This window comes from Pseudovibrio exalbescens DSM 16456 (assembly GCF_000422785.1).
In the GTDB taxonomy this organism is placed as follows: domain Bacteria; phylum Pseudomonadota; class Alphaproteobacteria; order Rhizobiales; family Stappiaceae; genus Pseudovibrio; species Pseudovibrio exalbescens.
Genome location: NZ_AUGS01000001.1, coordinates 510,542 through 531,082, shown reverse-complemented (window position 1 = coordinate 531,082; position 20,541 = coordinate 510,542). Strand labels below are relative to the sequence as shown.

The window sequence follows — 20,541 nt, the reverse complement described above, 5'->3', positions numbered from 1 at the left end:
TTCGTCGTCTACCTGATCAACCTTGTTCAGGAACACAACCAGGGCCGGAACACCAACCTGACGAGCCAGAAGGATGTGCTCGCGGGTCTGCGGCATTGGGCCGTCAGCTGCGTTCACAACCAGAATGGCGCCGTCCATCTGCGCTGCACCGGTGATCATGTTCTTCACGTAGTCAGCGTGACCTGGGCAGTCAACGTGAGCATAGTGACGAGCGTCGGTTTCGTACTCAACGTGAGCGGTCGAGATCGTGATACCACGAGCCTTCTCTTCCGGCGCACCGTCGATTTCGTCATAAGCCTTGAAGTCACCGAACTGCTTGGTGATAGCAGCAGTCAGAGTGGTCTTGCCATGGTCAACGTGGCCGATTGTGCCGATGTTGACGTGTGGCTTCGTACGGTCAAATTTTTCCTTCGCCATAGGCGTAACTCTCTATCCAATCTGCAATTCAGACATCAAGGCCTTTAGGCGGAGCCTGAAACCACTGTCCGGTGCCCCATCAAAAACCTTTAGGATCGCTGCAATCGACGAGCAGGAATTGGAGCGGGTGAAGGGAATCGAACCCTCGTCTTAAGCTTGGAAGGCTTCTGCTCTACCATTGAGCTACACCCGCGTCCGCAGCAGATGATGGTGGAGGAGGTTGGATTCGAACCAACGTAGGCATAGCCAGCGGATTTACAGTCCGCCCCCTTTAGCCACTCGGGCACTCCTCCGAAACATCTGCGCCCAATCCACGATGGTTACGCGGTTGGACTGCTTCGTCAGATCGGCGAGCGCACTACTTGTGCGCCGCGTTCCTGTGGCGCGGTTTATGCAGTTGTCGGCCCGCTCTGTCAACGGCCATTTATAACAGATTGTGCAAAAACAACAGGAACCACTGTGAATTCCCGCTCGCACGTTATTTCCGCCTCCTGATTTTCGCAAAAAACCCTGAGGCACAACGCAGAATCCCAAGATTGGCGGCGCTTGATTGAATAACTGTCGCACCCCACGCGCTTTGATCACAATACCTTGTCTTTTGAACTGGCAAAGCAGCACAAGGTGCTCAGGTGATTCCGGCCCGCCCTTTATCGGTGCATCACAGGCCCGCGGCATCACAGGGGAGATTCGTAATTCTCAGTTGAACAGTAGTGCCCGTCAATGTATCGCTGCACGTCATGAGCCAGAACAAACGCCCCAAACCTACAAAAGACAAATCCTTCGGCACCGGCAAGGGTCACATTCCTCCATGGAAGAAAAAGGCCATGACCAGCCGCACTGATCCTGATGACGGCCCCTTTTATATTTATGGCCTCCACACGGTCGAAGCCGCCTTTGCCAATCCGGCCCGCACGCGCCACAAACTGGTTATCAGCCAGAACGCGCTACGCCGCCTTGAAGAGCGCGGCGTAAGGCCGGATGTTCCTGTTGAACTTCAAAGCCCGCGCGCGATCGACAAGCTCCTGCCGAAGGACGCCGTTCATCAAGGCGCAGCTTTATATGTGGATCCCCTGCCCCACTATGGCGCGGAAGAGCTGCAGGGCGGAAAGCTGGTTCTGGCTCTCGACCAGGTGACCGACCCGCACAACGTTGGCGCAATCCTGCGTTCGGCCGTCGCTCTGTCAGCAGACGCGGTTGTAACAACTCGCCGTCACGCGCCTGAAGAAGGCCCCGTTTTGGCAAAAACCGCCTCCGGCGCCCTCGATATGATCCGCCATGTCCGCGTGCCGAACATGGCCCGCTTCGTTAAGGAAATGCGCGAACAGGGGTATCAGGCCATTGCGCTGGACAGTGAAGGCCCTGCTGCATTGGAGAACACGGAATTTTCCGAGAAGACACTGCTTGTTCTGGGCTCAGAAGGCAAAGGCGTGCGTCAGGGCGTACGCGAGGCCTGTGACACCCTCGCCCGGCTGGACATGCCCGGCGAGATCAAGTCCCTCAACGTGTCTAACGCCGCTGTGCTTTCCCTGTATGTTGCGCGGATGCAGATGGGGCTTTCCTGAAGGCACGCGGATCTCTTCCCACCGGAATCCGACGGCCCGCCAAATTCTACTGGCGGGCCGTTTCTTTCTCATCAACTGTTAAAAACGATAGGTAATACCCGCGCCCACCAGCCACGGGTTCAGCTCAGCCTTACCGGAAAGCTTTGTGCCGTCATTCATGGTGATATCGTAATCCGGCTCCAGAAAGAGCTTCTTCACATCCAGGTTTACCCCCCAACTCTCGTCAATCATGTAGTCGAAGCCTACTTGCAGCGCCGCACCCCACGTATTTTCGATATCAAGATCCGACATGGCATTTTTGCCATCCTGATTATAGAAGATCGTGTAGTTCACACCGGCCCCCACATAGGGCTTGAACTGACCGAAGTTGGTAAAATGATACTGAAGCGTCAGTGTGGGCGGTAAAAGCCAGGCCTCCCCTACCGTTCCCAGTCCCGAAATTGATCCCTCCGCCTTCACATCGGCCCACGTGGTGCCAAGAATGAGCTCCGCTGCAATGTTCTCCGTAAAGTAGTAGGTGATGTCGAGCTCAGGAATGACTGTATCTGAATAGGAAAGATCAGAGCCAGCAATTCCATCAACATTCCCGTTGTCTTCTGTGATCACACCAAGGGCACGGACACGGACCTGCCAAGGGCTTCTCTGAGATACTGCGGCCATCACAGCTTCATCTTGTGACGCACCCAGATCCGCAGCCAAGGCCTGCCCTGCAGGCGCCATCATGGCAACGACACCCAAACAACCAATGGTTTTCGTGAAACCCATCTCTCCCTCCAACTCTCTGTGGTTTCTCCCAAGAGAAAAACAACTATTGGTAGTATTCGCTAGGAACATTGAGTTGCATCAAATTGATATTTGAAAAAATAAAAGGCACTGAAATCGCTTTAGTTTCCAGGCAAAATAGAAAATCGATTCAACCTCACCCAAGAATAGATCGCCAAATCGACCTTCAGCGCGTGTTAAGAGGGCAATGTGGATTTCCGGCTTGGCATCAAAGGCTTGTGGATTTTTCACGCTGAAAAATCCGAGAAATGGGAGACCGGGAAAACCACGCGCACCCCTCAGCCAGTACAGCTGTGAATTTCCGAAAAGAATTTTTCCAAAAGCATTTACAAACCGGCCAGAGCCCCTTAAAAGCCCCTCCAGCGACGCCGGTATAGCTCAGATGGTAGAGCACCTGACTTGTAATCAGGGGGTCGCGGGTTCGATCCCTGCTGCCGGCACCACGCTTTCCTTTTTTGAAGCCAGTGACTTACAAGCTGCAACTCTGTAGCTTTTTGTATATCTGCCCTCTCGCCAAAGCTCCAGCAATCACCCAGTAAGCACGGAGAAATGCGCCTAATCGGAGAAGAAGTCCTCGTCTAGCCGCTGTATCTGGGGCAGTGTCCATAATTTTGCGCGCATTTGTTTTCAGGCGACGGTTCCTTGGGTTTGGTTTTGCTCCTGATAGAGCCGTGCCATATTGATGTATTTTTGCGCTGACCATTTACACGCTGCGATGGGCCTGAGCCTCGAATCTCGGGGCGGCCAATGGCAACAACCAACTCGCATTTTTTCAGGGAAAAGGAACTCTCCGGTCTACTTTGGCTAGTTTGTCTGATAACCTTCTCCGAACAGTATTTTTTCCGTTTTCACAAGTGTGGCGCTAAGTATTTTCCCACGCTGCATTGTGGCATTGATTTTCATCTTTAGTGCCTTCTTGCCCCACTCGCCTCTTTGGAGTTCTTTAAGCTGGTCTTCAGGCAACGTACCTTGCGGGATATGAACCGCAAACTCTTCACCTGTTGCGATGTTTTTTACTTTGCGCGATATCCATCTTGAACCTCGCCCGAATCTACCGAGAGTATGATGTAATTGCCGTCCAAGCGGGTTTGTAGTTTTGGAACCTTTTCTTCTTTAAGAAGTTTCTTTGAAACCCTGCCATTCACAAGCAGAGTATCTTTTTCGTAAACTTCGTCATCCTCATCAAGCTTTGCGATTAGTGTTGACTGCGCTTTGATTGTGTCGGCCAGTTGTTCATTGACAAAGGTATTTTGCTTCGCAATTTCAACAATTTTCTCATAGCGCTTAGTTTCCTCCTCAGTCTGCAGAATCCTGAAATCAATTTCCTTTTCGATTGCACGAGAGTTGATATCAGCAACTTTAACGTAGGTAGTTCCCACAACCGCCGCCAAGCCCAAGATCGTGATAACTATCTGAGGTCCGGTAAGCTTGCCCATTGCTTTGTCTACCACCCTGTTAAGAACCTCTGTAAGGTCAACCCCAAAAAGTGTCGACCCCTCCTCAAGATGTACAATTAGTTCGGTTTTCTTTTTGTCCTCGGCACTTAGTCTTTTTTGTTTTCCATAAACAGCGCGGGAATATGCTTTATTAATAGAATTTTGTAACTCTAAGAGAGCAGGCATTATTCTTGTAGGTACACCACCTTTAAAATCTGTACCTTTAATCCTGATCTCATAGTGCGGCCAACCAACAAACCTAATTTTGCAATCTTGTACCCATTCATTTGCTTTAAATATTTCAATTGCTCGAAATAAATCTTCTTCATTTCGGATTTCAAAATAACCAGACATCAACTCAATCAACGAATCCATACATCAGTTCATTTAGCAATAGTTGCAACTTTGGAAAAGCGACACCAAAAAGAGGTCGACCCTAACTGCAGAGGTTATTCAACTCCTACAGTGCCAATCTATTTTTGCTGAGGGTTGGTTAGGAAGCGTGCTCGCGATCGTATATGATTACTTAGGGAACAATCTAACTAGAAGATGCAATAATGGTGCTGAAATTCAAATGGCATAGAACCTGGCTCGATGTCCAAGACGATGGCGTAGCGTAGGACCCCAACAACAATTATTCTTCAATGCGTGTTTACAGACAAGTTGCTTCCGGCCACCAACATCCATGGTTTTGGGTCGCTAACAACCATCGGAAACCTGGTTGCGGATATTGCGCCACAAAAGAGGAGGCTCAAGAAATCGCGGAATATACTTACCTCCAGTCGCTGCAATCCAGTACCGATAGCTAAAACCGATGTAGATCGAAAGCACCCTTCCGTTTTCGCTAGTGCTTCTTGGGTCGCGCAGATGATTGACTTCTCGATGAACCAGAGGATCCGCTCACCACGGTAGACCGCCCACGATACCCAAGTACCAGATACTGCAGCCCGTAATGAGGGTGGGAATACTCGTTTTTTGCTTGGCTCCGGATCATAGGGCCACTGTCATTTGTACGTTTCTTGTACTTGAACCCCTGGCAACCCCAAGAATCAGCACTTTACTCGTACAGCCGACATGCAAAATATCCACAGCCCAAAAAACATCCTTGACGCCAAAGAGAGAGGAGGTTATAATAATCTGTTTCTAAATATTTACATATTATGCAAAAGACTTATGGTGTGGGTTTGCTGCCGTCATTTTGATTGGCACCTTCGAAAATACACTCCCATTTGTCGCTCCTTGAGATTCATTTAGCAAACAAAATCATTAACAAAGAAAAAAGGAACGACAATATGTCGAATATTGTTGAAAAGGAATTTGAATTTAAAAAACAACGTTTCATGGCCATAGTATTCCGAGAATCGGGCGAAATATATGGTGTGATCCGACCATTGAACGATAATTTGGCAAGTAAAAATTTCATTCCAAGCAAGATTTATATTCGCAAAGAAGTTGTGGGCGATATGGAAGTAACTTACTTTGATCCCCGACCCGTTGAAGAGATTGCGATCGAAGTGTTAATCAGTGATTTTGAATCAAAAAACCTATAACAAATTAAACTTGATGCGGATCGAAAAGGCTTTGTCGTTTTCGTAGATCTTTATACTGCTGCGGAGCAGACTGAGGTCTCGATGAGCCAACAGATCCACTAACAACAGTTGGTCGACCACGATACCCGAGCACCAGATAACGGAGCCCGTCATGCGGATGGGAATATTCATTCTTGCTTAACTCCGGATCATAGGCCGGCCCGCTATCATTGGCCCGCTTCTTATATTTGTACCCGCTCGCGAAACCGCGTGTCAGCATTTTGCAATTGGGGCTAATAAAGAGGCGTGGCCGATGACCGTCAATCATCCGCGTTCTTGGCGCACGGCACTGAGCCTTAAGCGCAGTTCGTTGCTACCGTTGGCAGACACACCCACCGCCCCCCCCCAAGAGCAAGTGTCATGGTCTCAATCGAGGCGATCTGCCCCCCTTCCTTGTCCGCCCCCACTGTGCCGTCGGACCTGCCCACGCCATGGTCTTCGGTACCCGGTTACAGCGCCGGGCGATCAGCTCATTAAGCAGGTCGGCAAGACACTCCGCACAATACTCTTGCTTGAAATACAGAACTCGACTGAAAAGCACTCTGGCTGCGAGGATTGGCTACCGCCCTTCCCGAGACTTTACGCGCATTAAGAGCGCGATCGCGCAGACGATGCATTGGTCTGACCAGTCCTACCCAGCCCGCCAAGCGAAAACACGAAAAAGGCCCGGTGCGCAGGAACGAACCGGGCCTTTGGTCTTTGCAGCAATCAGGCTTTAGCGGCCAAGCGCCTCGCGGAAGATGCGGGTAGACTTCACCAGATCATCCGTCAGTCCATAAAGGCCGCCGCCAATGAGATACATGACCTCATTGCCATAGGTGGCCTGCATGTCTTCCACCCGGTCCAGAGTCATGCCCCCACCCGGTGTCGGGAATACGGTCTTCAGGTGGCCCCACGCGCTCAAGCAGCCATCAACGATGGAAAGACACTCCTGCTTGGAAAAACCAAACCGCCCGCCGTAGTTGGGGTAAACGGAGGAATCTGCCCCGCACAGGCGGGCAATCTGACCAAACAGCACCCGGTGGCTGAACCCTGAAGCTTGGGAGGTGACATTGCCGCCCAGCAGAGAGGGGTGCGCAATGATGGGCAGCGCGATGCTGTCATCATCGGCAATGGTGCGCATGGCATCAAACCCAGTAAGCCCCGGACACAGCAAAAGCGCCCCTGCCCCGGCCTGCTTGGCAAACTTTGCCCACTGCATCACGGCCGTGAAGTCGCCGGAAACATTCGGCGCGTAAACGGTTTTGCCGCCCGTCTCCGCATTGGCCTTGTTGACGGCAGCAACGCACGCTTCCACCCGCTCTTCAAACGGCGCCCACACCTGGTTGGCAAGACCGTGGTCATCCTTGATCACGTCCACACCGCCCAGAGCGAACTTGTAGGCCAGCTCTGCAAGGCCCTTGGCATCCGTGCCCATGGGTTTCAGTGCGGTCTGGATCAGCGGCTTTTCGGGCACGCCCACCAGCTCCCGCAGGCCAGCAACGCCAAACCGTGGCCCCTTGAACTGCGCCATCATGGCCTCTGTCAACTCAAAGGAGGCCAGACGAATGCCGCTCTGGATGGAAGAGTTGCCGAAGATCACGTTCAAAAGCTGGGTCAGCTCGCCGCCCGCAGCATCCGGGTGATAGGAGATTTTCACCTCCCACACATCCCCGCCCAAAGCCTCGGTGGAAAGGATCTGTCCCACCACTTCGTCGGCAACAAAGCCCGGCGTTGCAAGGTTTGCGGGCAGCTCTATGGTCTGCTCAAGGGCGATGCCAAGCGCGCGCTTGGCAATCTCGTCCTCTTGGCCTGTCACATGATAGGTAACAGTGAAACGATCCATATCAGAGCGCCTCCGCCTTTGCTGCCGAATGCACGTCATCAATCCGCGCCTCGGCCAGATCATCCGCGGTGATGCCCGTTTTTTGCCCACTCAGGGTTTCAACGGCCTCCACCAACGCCTTGGCATCAAGACCATACTTTTCCATCAGGTACCCCTTGGAGGCCCCATGAGCAAAGGTGTCTTTCAGGCCCAAACGGATCAGCTTTTTGCCAATACCCTCTTCGGCAATGATCTCCGAAACGATGCTGCCGAGCCCGCCCACGATCGTATGGTTCTCCAGGGTAATAACCCCGCCATCGACCTGGCTCATGTGCTCAAGAAGTGTTTCCTTGTCAAAAGGCTTCAAGGTGCTGGCATGAACATGGCGCACGCCTACACCCTTTTCCTTGAGCACTGCGGTCGCGCGCAGGGCTTCCTCGGTGCATATGCCGGAGGTCACAACGAGCAGGTCCTTGCCCTCAGAAAGGCAACGCAGTTTGTTGAACTCAAACGGGGTTGAGAACAGGCGCGGCACCTGCCCGCGCAACACGCGCACATAAACCGGTCCGTCCACCGCATCGGCCACCGGCAACACGGTTTCCACTTCCGTGGCATCCCCGGTTTCCAGAATGGTCATGTTCGGGATCGCCCGCATGATCGCCACATCTTCAATCGCCTGGTGGGTAATCCCCCCCGGTGTTGTGATGCCCGGCAGGAAGCCCATCAACCGAACCTTGCGATTGGAATAGGCAACCGAGTTGATCAGCTGGTCCAACGGACGGCGATACAGGAACACCGCGAAGGTGTGCAGGAAGGGGCGGTACCCTTCCATGGCAAGACCACCTGCAAAAGACAACATGTTCTGCTCGGCCATACCACAGGAAAGAAACTGCTCCGGATACTGATCGCGGAACTTGTCCACCTCGCATGAGCTGGTGAGGTCAGCGGAAAGGCACAGCACTTCAGGACGCTGACTGGCGAAGTCGATGAAAGACTTCACATAAGGTTTGATTGCAATTTCCATTTTTCTCGACCTCTACTCGATCTCGTCCACATTGACGCCAAGCTGCTCGGCGATGGCATCGCGCAACTCGATCTTCTCGTCTTCAGAGGTGAAGCGTACGTAGTGCAGACGCGGGAAACGTTTTTGCAGGTAGTCCATACCCTGGAACGGCGACGTCTTTGCAATCACCACAACCGGACCGGTTTCACTGCGCCGGTTCATGGCCTCCCGCAAGGCATCGTGATCGTGACCGTCCACCAAAACGGCGTCGGCGCCAAACGCCTTCAACTTGCCCACAAGGTCACCGATTTCGGTCACCGCACTCATGGCCCCATCGCACTGCTGCGCGTTGTAGTCCACCACACAGGTCACATTATTGATCTTGTGGTGCGCCATGTTGGCAAAGCATTCCCACGTCTGACCTTCTTCGAACTCACCGTCAGACATGTAAACGAACACCCGGCCCTCATCGCCGCGCCGTTTACGGGCAAAGGCAATGCCGGAGGCCATGGAAAGCCCCTGAGCCAGCGAGCCATTGGTCACTTCCATGCCGGGCGAGTGTTCCGCACCGATCATTTCAACGGACGAGCCGTCCTTGTTGAACATCTTCAGCCCTTCCGGTGCCATCCGGCCCACTTCAATGAGCGCGGCATAGATCACCAGCGCATAGTGCGCCGGGCTGATGATGAAGCGGTCGTAATGGGATGCGAACTCACCGTGATACCCTGCCCCGGTAAAGGAGTTTGGGTTGTCAGGGGCCGGGACACCGCCAAAGGGCGCCGGAATTTCCGGCGCAATGCTGGGGCCAAGGTTCAACACATCTTCGTAGAGCACAGCCAGGCTGTCTGCAGCAGAACACGCCTGAGAAAGATAACCGCCGTTGTTCTTGATCGTGTGCTCAAACACACGTTTCCTTATTCCGAGAGCAACGACTTCGGATTCCTGGTTCTTCATTTTTCAGTTCCTAAGAGTTGTCGGCCTTCACCGCGTCTTATTTCTCGAACAGCGCCTTCAGCCCCTCGGGAGAAGCCTCACACACACCGCGCTCGGTAATCAGTCCCGTGACATACTCAGCCGGGGTCACATCAAAGGCGTAGTTGCCGCAGGTTGTTCCCTCTGGTGCCGTATTCACCCACGTCCGGGTGCCATCTGGCCCGATGCCGAAAACATGCGACTGTTCCTTGCCATCGCGCTGCTCGATGGGGATTTCCTTCACCCCATCCCAAACCGTCCAGTCGATGGTTGGAGACGGCAACGCCACATAGAACGGGACACCGTTCGCCTTTGCAGCCAATGCCTTCAGATAGGTGCCGATCTTGTTGCACACGTCACCTCGCGCCGTCGTACGATCCGTACCGACAATGCAAAGATCCACTTCACCATGTTGCATCAGGTGCCCGCCGGCATTGTCTGCAATGAGGGTGTGCGGCACGCCGTGGCTACCCAGTTCAAAGGAGGTCAGACCGCCCTGGTTGCGCGGACGGGTTTCATCCACCCAAACATGAACCTTGATGCCCTCATTGTAGGCCTTGTAAATCGGAGACAGCGCTGTGCCCCAATCCACAGTTGCCAACCAACCCGCATTGCAGTGGGTCAGAATGTTGATGGTCTCGCCGGGCTGCTTTTTAGCGGCAATTTCGCGAATGATCTTCAGTCCGTTTTCGCCGATCTGATTGTTGATCTGGACGTCCTCATCCGCAATTTCACCTGCCAGCGCATAGGCCGCCGTCAAACGCTCTGCCGGATCGACTTCTTTCAAAGCCGGACAGATGCGATCCAGCGCCCACTTCAGATTGATCGCCGTTGGACGTGTCACGATCAACTCGTCATAAGCTGCCTGCAGGTTGGCATCGCTGGTGTCCTTCTTCATGGCCAGTGCCACGCCGTAGGCTGCCACCGCACCAATCAACGGCGCACCACGGACCCACATGTCACGGATCGAGGTTGCTGCATCCGTCACCGTATTCAGGTCAAGGATCTCCAACTCGTATGGCAACTTGGTCTGATCCAGGATTTGAACCGTGCGCCCATCTTCTGCAACCCAGACCGAGCGGTAGTGTTTATCGCCAATTTTCATCTCGTTTCTCCCTCAGCACTGTTTTGCGTAGGCATTCACATCAGCAAAACCCGAAAAACTCTCGGGGGCTACCATCAACTGGCGCGCCAGCTTCAGCGCCCTTTTTTCCAAACCGGCCCGCAGGTCGGCATCCTCAATGTCTTTAAAGTCCGCTACACCCGCAAAACCGATGATGCGGCGGTGCATCTCCAGCCCGGCATTGGCGAGTGTGTCGATGAACAAACTGCGGAAAAAGTCATCCTGAGCGGCGTTCAACAAAGCCTCACCGTGCGTTCCGTCCTGATACAGAATGCGCGGATAGGCTTCGCCCACCTGCTTTTCCGTCCAGAGCTTGCGGAAGGTGGCCTCGAATACCTGCCAGGTCTCGGTAACTTGTCCAAGCAGCCAAGCTTGATAGTCTTCTACTTCAGCTTCAGAGGCGCGGTGCCCCGGCTGCGCATAGTAGGCAAAGAACAGGTTGCCGATATAGTTGCCGATATCGAACGCCATGGGGCCATAGAACCCGAACTCAGGGTCAATGACCTTGGTTTCCGCTTCGGTGACCATGATGGAGCCAGAGTGCAAATCACCATGTAGCAGCGCCTGAGCTTCGCTCATGAACTTGAGCTTGTATTTCATTGCCACCTGAATGATCTCGGCATCATTCCAGATCGCCTTGATCGTGTCATCCAGTTGCGGCGTGGTCCAGTTGTTGCGCGGCGCATCAAAGAACGGTTCGGTAAAGATCAGGTCTTCTGTAATCCGGCACAGATCGGAGTTCACACAAAAGCGCTGAACCAGTTCCTTCTTCTCTGCCGGGTCCATTCCCAGATCAGAGGTATTAAACAGCGTATGAGCCAGGAAACTGCCAATATCCTTGGCCAGATTCGGAAACTTTTTCCCGGCAATGAGTTCCTTGCGCAAGATGACGTGAGGCGACAGGAATTCCATCGCAAACAGCGCCATCTGGTCATCATAGAAATAGGCTTCCGGCACGGTCGATCCGGCGAAACGGCGTTCTTCCACCAAGCCGTGGAACTCGAAAAACGCGCGGGTCAACGGCAATGGCCATCCCTCGCCGGCAGCGCGCACATATGGTACGGCTTGCTTCACAACAATGGTTTTGCGCGAGCCTGAAACAATGAACACAAGGTTCAGGTTGCCATCACCAACCTCTTTCACTTCCCAGCTTTCCGGAGCGCCTCCCAGCTCGAGTTCAGGGGGCAGCTTTGTCACCAGATAGCTCGGCAGCGTTTCAACGGTTTGGATCTTATAGCCTTCTGGAGCTACGACAGTCATATTGCACCTATCATTGCATCGACGTGATCGGGGGACCGGGTGGAGGCATGCGCAACGCCTCCACCCACGTGCAAGTCACTTGGCTTATGGGAGTGGCATCCACTCAGCGGCCAGTACGTCCGATTCAGAGAAGCTGGAAACCTTGTCCACCAGATCGTTCATGTTGTTGATGTCCAATGCATTCAGCATTTCCTGAGTGATCAACACCGGCGGCACGGTTACCTGCTTGCCCGGATCCATATCGTTCAGCAGGTAGGCCAATGCGCGCACGCTGACCTGACCCATGATCGCGGGGTTCGTGGCGGTGGTTGCAACCCACGCACTGCCCGGCTCACGCATGGCCTGAATGTCCGAGTTGGAAATGTCGGCGGAGTAAATCTTGACGCTATCGGTCAGCCCGGCTTCATCAACGGCAATCTTGATGCCCTTGGCGAACTCATCGTAAGGCGAGAACGCCACCGTGATATCCGGATTGGCGCGGAACACAGCAGCAGCCTGGTCAGCCACCTGGTTCGGGATCGGATTGTTCAGGGTACCGAAACGAGCCACTTCTTCAATGCCGGAGTACTTCTTCTTGAACTCCTCGAACACCTCGTCGCGACGATCAAGTGGCGGAATGCCCGGCACATAAACATACGCCGCCTTCCACGCATTGCCATTGTCCTTGACGGCCTGTTCCAGCGACATGCGGGCAATCAAGTGATCGTCCTGATTGATCTGCGGAATTTCCGCATTGTCGGCATTCACGTCAAAGGCAACAACCTTGATGCCGTTCTGGACGGCCATGTCTGCCAGATCCTTCAGGGAATCCGTGAAACCGTGCTGCAGAATAATGCCGTCGTAGCCTTTCATGATGGCCTGTTCCAGCTGGTTGCGCTGGATGGAGGCATCCTGCCGGGCATCATAAACGTCCAGCTCCAGCCCCAGCGCTTCAGCCTGAGCCCGTACACCGGATAGATACAGCTCGGGGAAATCCCCCTGAGACAGGTAGCGAACATGCGCAATGCGCATCCCCTCACCTTCGAAAGGCGATTTCACATCCTCCGCCTGCGCTCCTGTTGCCATCAAGGCAATGGAGGCAACAGCCAGACCGAACTTGTTCAACATGGATTTCATCATCAAGTCTCCCGGTTATTGATGAATGCGGGTGAATCACGCGCGCTTTTTGGATAGGCCGAAGGTGAACATCAGGGCAGCAACGAGAACGAGGCCCTTGATGAAGTCCTGCGTGTAGTAAGGGGTGTTCATCATGGTCAGGCCGTTCAGCAGAACACCAACCAGAAGCGCACCAATGGCAGACCCTTGCGCATTGGGCCGAGCGGCCCCGAGCACTGCAAAGCCGATCAGGGCTGCAGCAACGCCGTCCATCAGCAGCGAGTTACCCGAACTCACATCTCCTCGCCCGATGCGAGCTGCAAGCAGGATGCCGCCAATGGAGGAATAGACACCTGACATGACATAGGCCAGGTAGCGGTAAAACTTCACACGGGCCCCGGCGAGGTGCGCGGCACGCTCGTTCGAGCCAATGGCGTACATGACACGGCCATGGCGTGTGCGTTCCAGAAACAGGTAAGTGATGACGGCCAACACCAGCATGATGACCACCGGCACCGGAATGATGTCGAACAAACGAGCCCGGCCAAGGAACAGGAATGCCTCGGTGAATTTGCCCGGTGCGGTTTCCCCGCCCGAAAGGCTCATGCCGGCAGCAATTGAGCGGCCTTGCGTCGGTATCAACTGAAGGCCCAAAAGCAGAAACATCATGCCCAGTGTGGCCAAGAGGTCCGGCACGCGCATCTGGACTGTCATGAACCCGTTCACGAGCCCCACCAGAACACCCACGCCGAGCGCCGTCAAAATCGCTGCAGTGGTGCCGCCATCAAAAACGATCATGACGTAAGACGCCATCATCATCGAAAAGGCAGCAGTGGAGCCGATGGACAGGTCAAAACCGTTGACCGCCAGCGTAGCCGTTACTCCCAGGGCCAGAATGGCCACGATGGAAACCGACTGCAAAATGATGAACACGTTAATCATGCTCAGGAATGCAGGCTGCGCGATGGAGAAGAACACGATCATCGCCGCCAATAGGACAAGCAAGCCGTATTTAATGGCTTGGTCGCGAAAATTTGTCATCTGATCCTCCCGATCAGGCGTGAAGTTCTGTTGCTTGAGCTGGTGCTGAAGAAGAGCTGGGCAGATCGGCATCGGGGGCCGCTGCGATCTGCTTGATCAAGGTCGCCATATCGATCTGATCAATCCGATGGTCGCCCACCAGATTGTTGTGGTTGAAGACAATCACCCGATCCGCGATCTCGAGGGCTTCCTCCACGTCCGTACAAACGGCAATGGTCACCCGGTCTTGCGCGGTCTCGCGCAGCAGCTTGCCGATTTGGCGCCGTGATGAAATGTCGACACCTTGAAAGGGTTCGTTGAGCAGCAACACCCGGCAGTTCTCCAGCATCCACCGGGCAACCATGACCTTTTGCTGGTTGCCGCCAGACAAGGTCATCATCTCATGTGTAGGATCGGTGTACTTTACCCGCGTCAGATCAATGGCTTCCTTGACGCGAGCCTTCTCTCGTTCCCGGTTGATGAAACTGAACCAGGAAAAGCTTTTCAAAAACGGCAGGCTTGTATTGTTCTCGATCGAAAAGTCCGGAATGATCGCGTTGTTCCCGCGGTCCTCCTGAACCATGTAGACACCCGCATCAATTGCTTCACGCGGAGACTTGACCCGCCAGTCCGTGCCGTCCAGCGTCACACGACCGCCCGCGAAAGCCTGCATGCCAAACAGGCATTCCACCACCGTAGCGCAGCCTGACGACAACAACCCGGTCAAGGCCACGATTTGGCCGGTCTTCAGCTCAAGATCAAAGGCTCTGGAATCTTCTGCCAGCTTGACCTGATCGAACACCATCCGCGCCTGATCACCGGCCTTGTAGGCATGCATGACTTCGCCCACCGCATGGCCCAGCATGGAATGAACCGCGCCATCATAATCCAGAGGCTTCTCGAACAGTCCAACGATGCGGCCTTCGCGCAGCGCCGCAATGCGATCTGCAAGGCGGCGGATGTCGGACATGCGGTGGGAGATGTACATGATTGCCACCCCCTGATCGCGCATGTGCTCTACAGCTTCGAACAACCGCAGGGCTTCACGCTCCGACAAGCTGGATGTCGGCTCGTCCAGAATGAGCAAGCGCGGCTTGACGCTCAAAGCACGGGCAATCGCCACCAGTTGTTTGTCCGCCTGGCTCAGATCCGCCACTTGCGTGTCCAACGGCAGGTCAATGCCAATGGTTGCCGCCACTTCCCGTGCCCGTTCATGCAAAACCGATTTGCTCATGAACGCAGGAAACCGACCATCGCACAGCTGATCCAGGATCAGATTCTCGGCAATCGTCAGATCCTGCACGACGCCATCATTGATGATCTGGTGAACGGTTACGATGCCGCTGTCGCGGGCTTGTTGCGGCGTATCCAGGGTACAGGGTTCACCATTCACGGCGATGCTGCCCCCGTCCGCGTCATACACACCACTTAAAATTTTCACGAGGGTCGACTTGCCGGCGCCGTTGGCTCCCATCAGAGCCAAAACCTCCCCGCCGCTCACTGTCAGGCTGATGTCATGCAAGACAGTGTTGGTACCAAAGCTCTTTTTGATACCGGAAATCTCGATGGTATCGGATTGTGTCGTCATTGCTTTCTCCCCAAAGCAGCAAAGGCACGTTACATATGTTTTATGTTAGTGACAAGTGTCAAAACGCATGTAGATATATGAGGAAAGATACGTAATATGCAGTAGTCAGATCGATTTAAAGGCGCCCTTGAAATATCAAGATCACTGATCTGAAAACGAAAAAGGGCAGGTTTCCCCGCCCCTTAGCCGGCACTTAAGCGCGCCCTAATACATCACCCAGTATATCGGAGTACTACAGAGAATAAATTGGCGTTACCCCCAGATGTTTACCAAGCATCTTGATTTGATCATCGGTGATTCCCGGCAGCGTCGTACCGGCCATGCGCCCCTGACAGTAAACCATGGCCGCCTTGTCTGCGGTTTCGATCAATCCAAACGCATCGTCCAGCGAGTCACCAGCCGCCAGCACCCCGTGATAGGCCCAGAGGATCAGCCGGTGGGTTTTGGCAAGCTCGCCAGAGGCCTCACCAATCTCCAGCGATCCCGGCAACATCCAGGGCACCACTCCGATACCATCGGGAAAGAACATCAGACTTTCCGAACACATTCGCCACAGTGTCTTTGTAAACGCCTCGCTGGTCTGATCATGAAGGTGGCTCATCAACAAAAGCCAATCGGCATGCGTGTGCACGATGACCGACTGCCCCTTGTCCTGCCGTTCGGCGTGGACGAGCAAATGCGTGATCATCTCGCTTGAGGGCCGTCCGGCCCCGGCGTATCCCGCTATCGGCGAAAACTGCGCACCATCAGCACTGAAGCGCACAAGCCCCAGATCGCGCTCGGGATTTTCTCGCACGTGACGCATGAAAGCGCCACTCGCCGTCATCAACATGGACTGGCCTGCCAGCTCGGGCACCGGCTTGGGCAGGTCATACCACTGTGTCGCCGGCATATCCGCCACGCCCCATTCATCCATCTGCTGCGGGTTCAAACGCGCGCTGATATTGCCGGCATTCCGCTCTCCCCACCCCTTGTCCCAAAGGGCGAAGGCCAGCTCTTTCAATTCAGCAACAAACTCCGACTGTAACCACTCATTTCCCTTAGGCATCGAACACCACACCCTTCTGCAGGATCAGGCAGCCATAGGGGCGCAGGTCCGTTGTCGAGACGATAAGGCTGGCCTTTTCCGACAGATCATAAAACTTGAACCGGTCCACGATCTGGTGTCCCCGCCCCTTTTCATCCGTCTCCTCAATGATCTTGAGAAAATCTTGTGCGGCGTCGGGAAGTTCTTCACCATCGCCTTGCGACATGACTGTGATCGGGTAATCATCAAACGCATCAACGGGGAATACAGTCAAAACGGCCTTCAAGACATCACTGGACGTGGTGCCAGGCATGGTGACGAGAGCACCCTGTGCGCGGGACGCCGCCGCGAAATTGGCATCTGCGATCACCAACGTATCTCCGTGACCCATGGAAGCCAGGGCATGGAGCAGGTCCGCAGACAACAGTGGATCGATTGTTTTGAGCATGAGCACACCTTTTACAATTGTCATTCGCAATTTTCATTTGTATCATATATCAAAACTGATTTGGAGCTATTCCCGATGAATAAGCCTCCGTACAAATACCAATTCAAGCTCTATCGGGCACCGCGGTTGCAGAACTGTGAGGCATAGGCGTGACGAAAAAAGACAACAGCGCTATTTGGTTCGACAAGGACCCCATCCTCCACTCCGCCTGGCTGTATTATCAGGACGGATTGAACCAGACAGACATTGCCGAGGTCCTTGGGGTGTCGCGCGCCAGTGTGGTCAAGTACCTTCAGCAAGCCCGCGAACTGGGACACGTCAAGATCACGCTGGATCAGGAACGCTATGCCAAGGCGGCAGTCGCGGCTGAGCTGCAGGTCAAATACAATCTGGACAACGTTCTCATCGCTCCGGCGGATGAAGGCCAGACCCCGGTGCGCACTCGCCTTGCGAGGGCTGGTGCCATGTACCTTGATCATGTGGTAGCAGACGGCGATGTGATCGGCGTTGCGTGGGGCCGGACCATTCACGAACTCAGCCTTCATCTGCCCCGCAAACCGCTGCATGATGTCAGCGTGGTGCAGATGATCGGATCCATGTACGGCCAATCCGGTTTTGCTGCGGAAGAGTGCTCCTCCCAGATCGCCAACAAGTTCAACGGCAACGGCATGAACCTGCATGTGCCCGCAATCGTGTCGAGTGCACGACTTGCCACTGAACTACAAGCCGAACCCATCGTTCGGTCTCACTTCAGCGTATTGGAAAAATGCAACCGCAGCCTTTTCGTGATCGGCAACTGCTCACCACGCAACTCCGTTGTCCGTTCGGGCATCATCAATGAAGAGGAAATGGAGAAATACCGGCAACTCGGCGCAGTGGGCGTCATTTGCGGCCGCTTTCTCGATGCGGAAGGACGACCGGTCATCACGGAGCTGGATCTGCGTGTTCTCGGCGTCAACTTGGCCCAGCTGCGTCAGATGCCAAACCGGATCATGATCGGCGGCGGCCCCACCAATCACGAAGCGGTTCTAGCTGCCATCCGCGGTGGCTTCGTATCGGATCTGATCACCGACCATGATACAGCCCGCTTCCTGTTGGATACGGCAGATTGAGACCTTCCCAACCGCACATGAAAACGGGGCACCCTCTCCAGAGGCTGCCCCGTTGCAAACGAGTGTCGTGCCAGTGCGCTCAGCACTCGGCCAGATGATCCAGAAAGTCCGTCAGGCTGGCCTCGAGTTGTGCCGCATGGTTCGACAAAAGGTCTGCCGACTTGAGCACGCTCTGGGCCGTCATATCCGTTGACGCAGCCGCGCGGTGCACCTCGGCAATACCTGAGGAAACATCCGCTGTTCCGGCGGCGGCAGCGGAAATGTTCTGGGCAATCCCCTGGGTCGCCGCCCCTTGCTCTTCCACCGCACCGGAAATGGCCGCCGAGATCGCATTCATGTTCGAAATTGTGGAGGCAATCTCCTCCATGCTTTCACGGGCGTTACGGGTGGCTTCTTGTATCTCTGAAACCTGCGAGCTGATCTGCACCGTGGCGCTGGATGTCTGCTCTGCCAGAGATTTCACCTCATGGGCAACCACAGAGAACCCCTTGCCCGCCTCGCCAGCGCGCGCGGCCTCAATCGTGGCATTAAGAGCCAACAAATGGGTTTGCGAGGAGATCTTGTTGATCAGTTCAATGATGTCGCCAATTTCGTTTGCCGCATTGGTCAAGGCCCCTACGCGCTGAATGGCGGTTTCAGAAGCTGCCACCGCCGCATCCGCTGTTTGCGCCGCTCGTGTCACTTGCATGGAAATCTCGGCAATCGCCTGCGCCAGTTCCTCTGTAGCCTCATCCACGCTGGCCACATTGGACGATGCCGTGTTGGAGGCCGCATCCACGCGCCCGCTGATGTCCGCAGTTTGGGCGGCCGCACCTTCCAGCTCGCCGGAACTCACTTTCAGAACATCCGATTCCTCAGCGACGCATCGCGCAACACTGCCGACCTTTTCTTGAAACTGATCGGCTAGATCCTGCAGCAGTTTGGTGCGATCCCGCGCCTTGGCTTCCTCATACACCTCAAGCGCCACATCCATGTCGAGGAACGTTACCTTGATCACGATCGTTTTCAGCGTATCCAGATATGACCCTGACTTGCCTGCGAACAGGCCCCGCCGTTCCCGATCCAGCTCCTCGCAGATCGCACTGGACAGATAGTTGTAGGCCCCGATGTAATAACGTGGGGCCATGCCAAGACGATTGTGAACCTCACCAATCCTGCGAACGGATTCAAAGTATTCGTCCCCTAGATCGCCCCGTGCCAAAAAGCTCCAGTGTTCAGCCTGCTTGGATTTGGCATGTTCGATATGCTCCTTCGAGTTGAAGAAGCGGGCTGTCTCGGGAAAGTACTGCACGTGCTCGTAGAAACGATCGAGCACCCGCGGCAGAACTTTCCGGATCAGCGGCGCTCCCTCCCCAAGCAACGCCAAATCCTGCGGGGTAATGTTATGAAACTGTAATCTTTTCGTAATTTCGGCTGTCATCGGTCAAACCAGTCTCTTGACGCTACCGCTACGTCGGTAACACGGCGCGATATGCAACACAGACATGCCCATTCCCACAAGTTGTATTAGTACTCATTTGAAGAATTCTATTATTCATCCCCATAAAAAGGCTCGGGAAAACCTGAAATTCTCGAAATATGAACGTATCATGACAGTATTAGTCGCGGACTAACTCAAGTCATCCAGTATTGATATGTATCAATGCCCTGCCGTTCACGTCAGATCACCTTGATAAAGACAAGAACTGCGGCTTGGCGCGCCCGCGCATTTCTGTACAAGCCGGTATCCCTATCTGGAGGACTCGCCATGAAGCTTACCGGTATGACAGACATCGCCACACGCATCATGGTGATCATTGTGGCAAGTCCCGACGACCATTGGACAATCGAGCGGTTCGCAACCGTATGCCAATCCCCCAAGCCTCAGGTGACCAAAACCATACAGATTCTCGCGCGACATGGGTTCGTCCAGTCACGACGGGGACGCACGGGCGGATTTTACCTCTCTTGCGATCCCCAGTGCGTGACACTGGGCGAGGTTGTACGGGCTGTGGAACCGAATTTCGCGCTGGTTGACTGCATGGCCTGCACGGACAAGGCCGCCTGCCCGCTACTGCCCGTCTGCCGGGTTCGATCCAGCATGCACAAAGCCTTGAAAGCGTTCATGGCCTAGCTCGACAAGGTTACGCTGGCGCAAGTAGCAACGGATCGACAAACACTTGAACCCGCTCTGCATGCCGCCGTCGCCTGATGCACCGTAATGGATCGATGAGCCGTTCCGCTTGCGCTTTCACACCAAAAAAGGCCCTGTCAGCACTCCGCTGACAGGGCCTTTTGTTGTTCTCTTGGGATGGCAGGAACC

18 protein-coding genes and 3 tRNA genes are annotated in these 20,541 nt (G+C 54.4%); 5 read left to right on the top strand and 16 right to left on the bottom strand.

Annotation, left to right across the window (positions count from 1 at the left end; translation table 11 throughout):
• The 3 genes from G512_RS0102490 to G512_RS0102480 form a co-directional block, all read right to left on the bottom strand.
• Window positions 1-417, bottom strand: a 417-nt coding sequence (locus G512_RS0102490; protein WP_028480330.1) for a GTP-binding protein, incomplete at its 3' end; no start/stop codon positions are given.
• Window positions 418-536: 119 nt separating this feature from the next.
• Window positions 537-610 (bottom strand) — tRNA-Gly (locus G512_RS0102485).
• Window positions 611-625: 15 nt separating this feature from the next.
• Window positions 626-710: transfer RNA gene (locus G512_RS0102480), tRNA-Tyr, on the bottom strand.
• Window positions 711-1,154: 444 nt separating this feature from the next.
• On the opposite strand from G512_RS0102480, the gene G512_RS19770 reads away from it, so the two are divergent.
• Window positions 1,155-1,979: a TrmH family RNA methyltransferase gene (locus tag G512_RS19770; RefSeq protein ID WP_036488044.1), complete on the top strand. Its 825-nt coding sequence runs from the start codon at window positions 1,155-1,157 to the stop codon at window positions 1,977-1,979.
• A gap of 78 nt (window positions 1,980-2,057) precedes the next feature.
• On the opposite strand, the gene G512_RS0102470 is transcribed toward G512_RS19770, so the two are convergent.
• Window positions 2,058-2,744, bottom strand: coding sequence for an OmpW/AlkL family protein (locus G512_RS0102470; protein ID WP_028480329.1), 687 nt, complete (start codon window positions 2,742-2,744; stop codon window positions 2,058-2,060).
• A gap of 385 nt (window positions 2,745-3,129) precedes the next feature.
• Between G512_RS0102470 and G512_RS0102465 the strand changes: the two genes are divergently transcribed.
• Window positions 3,130-3,205: transfer RNA gene (locus tag G512_RS0102465), tRNA-Thr, on the top strand.
• A gap of 570 nt (window positions 3,206-3,775) precedes the next feature.
• Here G512_RS0102465 and G512_RS0102455 read toward each other — a convergent pair.
• The gene (locus G512_RS0102455) at window positions 3,776-4,573 is read right to left on the bottom strand and encodes a hypothetical protein (RefSeq protein WP_143181326.1); all 798 of its coding nucleotides are present in this window, start codon (window positions 4,571-4,573) and stop codon (window positions 3,776-3,778) included.
• 917 nt (window positions 4,574-5,490) lie between these two features.
• On the opposite strand from G512_RS0102455, the gene G512_RS0102445 reads away from it, so the two are divergent.
• Window positions 5,491-5,748, top strand: a complete 258-nt coding sequence (locus G512_RS0102445) for a hypothetical protein (protein ID WP_028480327.1) — start codon at window positions 5,491-5,493, stop codon at window positions 5,746-5,748.
• 754 nt (window positions 5,749-6,502) lie between these two features.
• Here the strand turns inward: G512_RS0102445 and G512_RS0102435 are convergent.
• The 10 genes from G512_RS0102435 to G512_RS0102390 all read right to left on the bottom strand — a co-directional run bounded on the left by G512_RS0102435 (window position 6,503) and on the right by G512_RS0102390 (window position 17,151).
• Complete coding sequence (locus tag G512_RS0102435; protein WP_028480326.1) at window positions 6,503-7,612, bottom strand: RuBisCO large subunit C-terminal-like domain-containing protein; 1,110 nt, start codon at window positions 7,610-7,612, stop codon at window positions 6,503-6,505.
• Window position 7,613: 1 nt separating this feature from the next.
• Window positions 7,614-8,615 (bottom strand): transketolase family protein, encoded by a 1,002-nt coding sequence (locus G512_RS0102430; RefSeq protein WP_028480325.1) that lies wholly within the window; start codon window positions 8,613-8,615, stop codon window positions 7,614-7,616.
• A gap of 12 nt (window positions 8,616-8,627) precedes the next feature.
• The gene (locus G512_RS0102425; protein WP_028480324.1) at window positions 8,628-9,548 is read right to left on the bottom strand and encodes a transketolase; all 921 of its coding nucleotides are present in this window, start codon (window positions 9,546-9,548) and stop codon (window positions 8,628-8,630) included.
• 37 nt (window positions 9,549-9,585) lie between these two features.
• A complete protein-coding gene (gene mtnA, locus G512_RS0102420) occupies window positions 9,586-10,671 on the bottom strand; it encodes an S-methyl-5-thioribose-1-phosphate isomerase (RefSeq protein WP_028480323.1) in 1,086 nt (361 codons plus the stop codon).
• A gap of 12 nt (window positions 10,672-10,683) precedes the next feature.
• A complete protein-coding gene (gene mtnK, locus G512_RS0102415) occupies window positions 10,684-11,949 on the bottom strand; it encodes an S-methyl-5-thioribose kinase (RefSeq protein ID WP_028480322.1) in 1,266 nt (421 codons plus the stop codon).
• 84 nt (window positions 11,950-12,033) lie between these two features.
• Entirely contained in the window at window positions 12,034-13,065 is a 1,032-nt protein-coding gene (locus tag G512_RS0102410) for a substrate-binding domain-containing protein (RefSeq protein WP_407636260.1), read from the bottom strand.
• A 36-nt stretch (window positions 13,066-13,101) separates the two neighbouring features.
• Window positions 13,102-14,085, bottom strand: coding sequence for an ABC transporter permease (locus tag G512_RS0102405; RefSeq protein ID WP_028480320.1), 984 nt, complete (start codon window positions 14,083-14,085; stop codon window positions 13,102-13,104).
• 13 nt (window positions 14,086-14,098) lie between these two features.
• Window positions 14,099-15,652 carry a sugar ABC transporter ATP-binding protein gene (locus G512_RS19765; RefSeq protein WP_051268772.1) on the bottom strand — a complete coding sequence of 518 codons (1,554 nt, stop codon included), beginning with the start codon at window positions 15,650-15,652 and terminating at the stop codon, window positions 14,099-14,101.
• 232 nt (window positions 15,653-15,884) lie between these two features.
• On the bottom strand, window positions 15,885-16,700 hold the full coding sequence (gene rhaD / locus G512_RS0102395; RefSeq protein ID WP_036488039.1) for a rhamnulose-1-phosphate aldolase: 816 nt from the start codon (window positions 16,698-16,700) through the stop codon (window positions 15,885-15,887).
• On the bottom strand, window positions 16,693-17,151 hold the full coding sequence (locus G512_RS0102390; RefSeq protein WP_051268770.1) for an RbsD/FucU family protein: 459 nt from the start codon (window positions 17,149-17,151) through the stop codon (window positions 16,693-16,695). The genes rhaD and G512_RS0102390 overlap by 8 nt, the downstream gene beginning before the upstream one ends.
• Window positions 17,152-17,276: 125 nt before the next feature.
• Between G512_RS0102390 and G512_RS0102385 the strand changes: the two genes are divergently transcribed.
• On the top strand, window positions 17,277-18,239 hold the full coding sequence (locus G512_RS0102385) for a sugar-binding transcriptional regulator (protein ID WP_081657335.1): 963 nt from the start codon (window positions 17,277-17,279) through the stop codon (window positions 18,237-18,239).
• 79 nt (window positions 18,240-18,318) lie between these two features.
• Here G512_RS0102385 and G512_RS0102380 read toward each other — a convergent pair whose 3' ends face one another.
• Complete coding sequence (locus G512_RS0102380) at window positions 18,319-19,659, bottom strand: globin-coupled sensor protein (RefSeq protein ID WP_028480316.1); 1,341 nt, start codon at window positions 19,657-19,659, stop codon at window positions 18,319-18,321.
• A 327-nt stretch (window positions 19,660-19,986) separates the two neighbouring features.
• Here G512_RS0102380 and G512_RS0102375 point away from each other — a divergent pair, with 327 nt between their 5' ends.
• The gene (locus G512_RS0102375; protein WP_028480315.1) at window positions 19,987-20,352 is read left to right on the top strand and encodes an RrF2 family transcriptional regulator; all 366 of its coding nucleotides are present in this window, start codon (window positions 19,987-19,989) and stop codon (window positions 20,350-20,352) included.
• Window positions 20,353-20,541 lie beyond the last annotated feature (189 nt).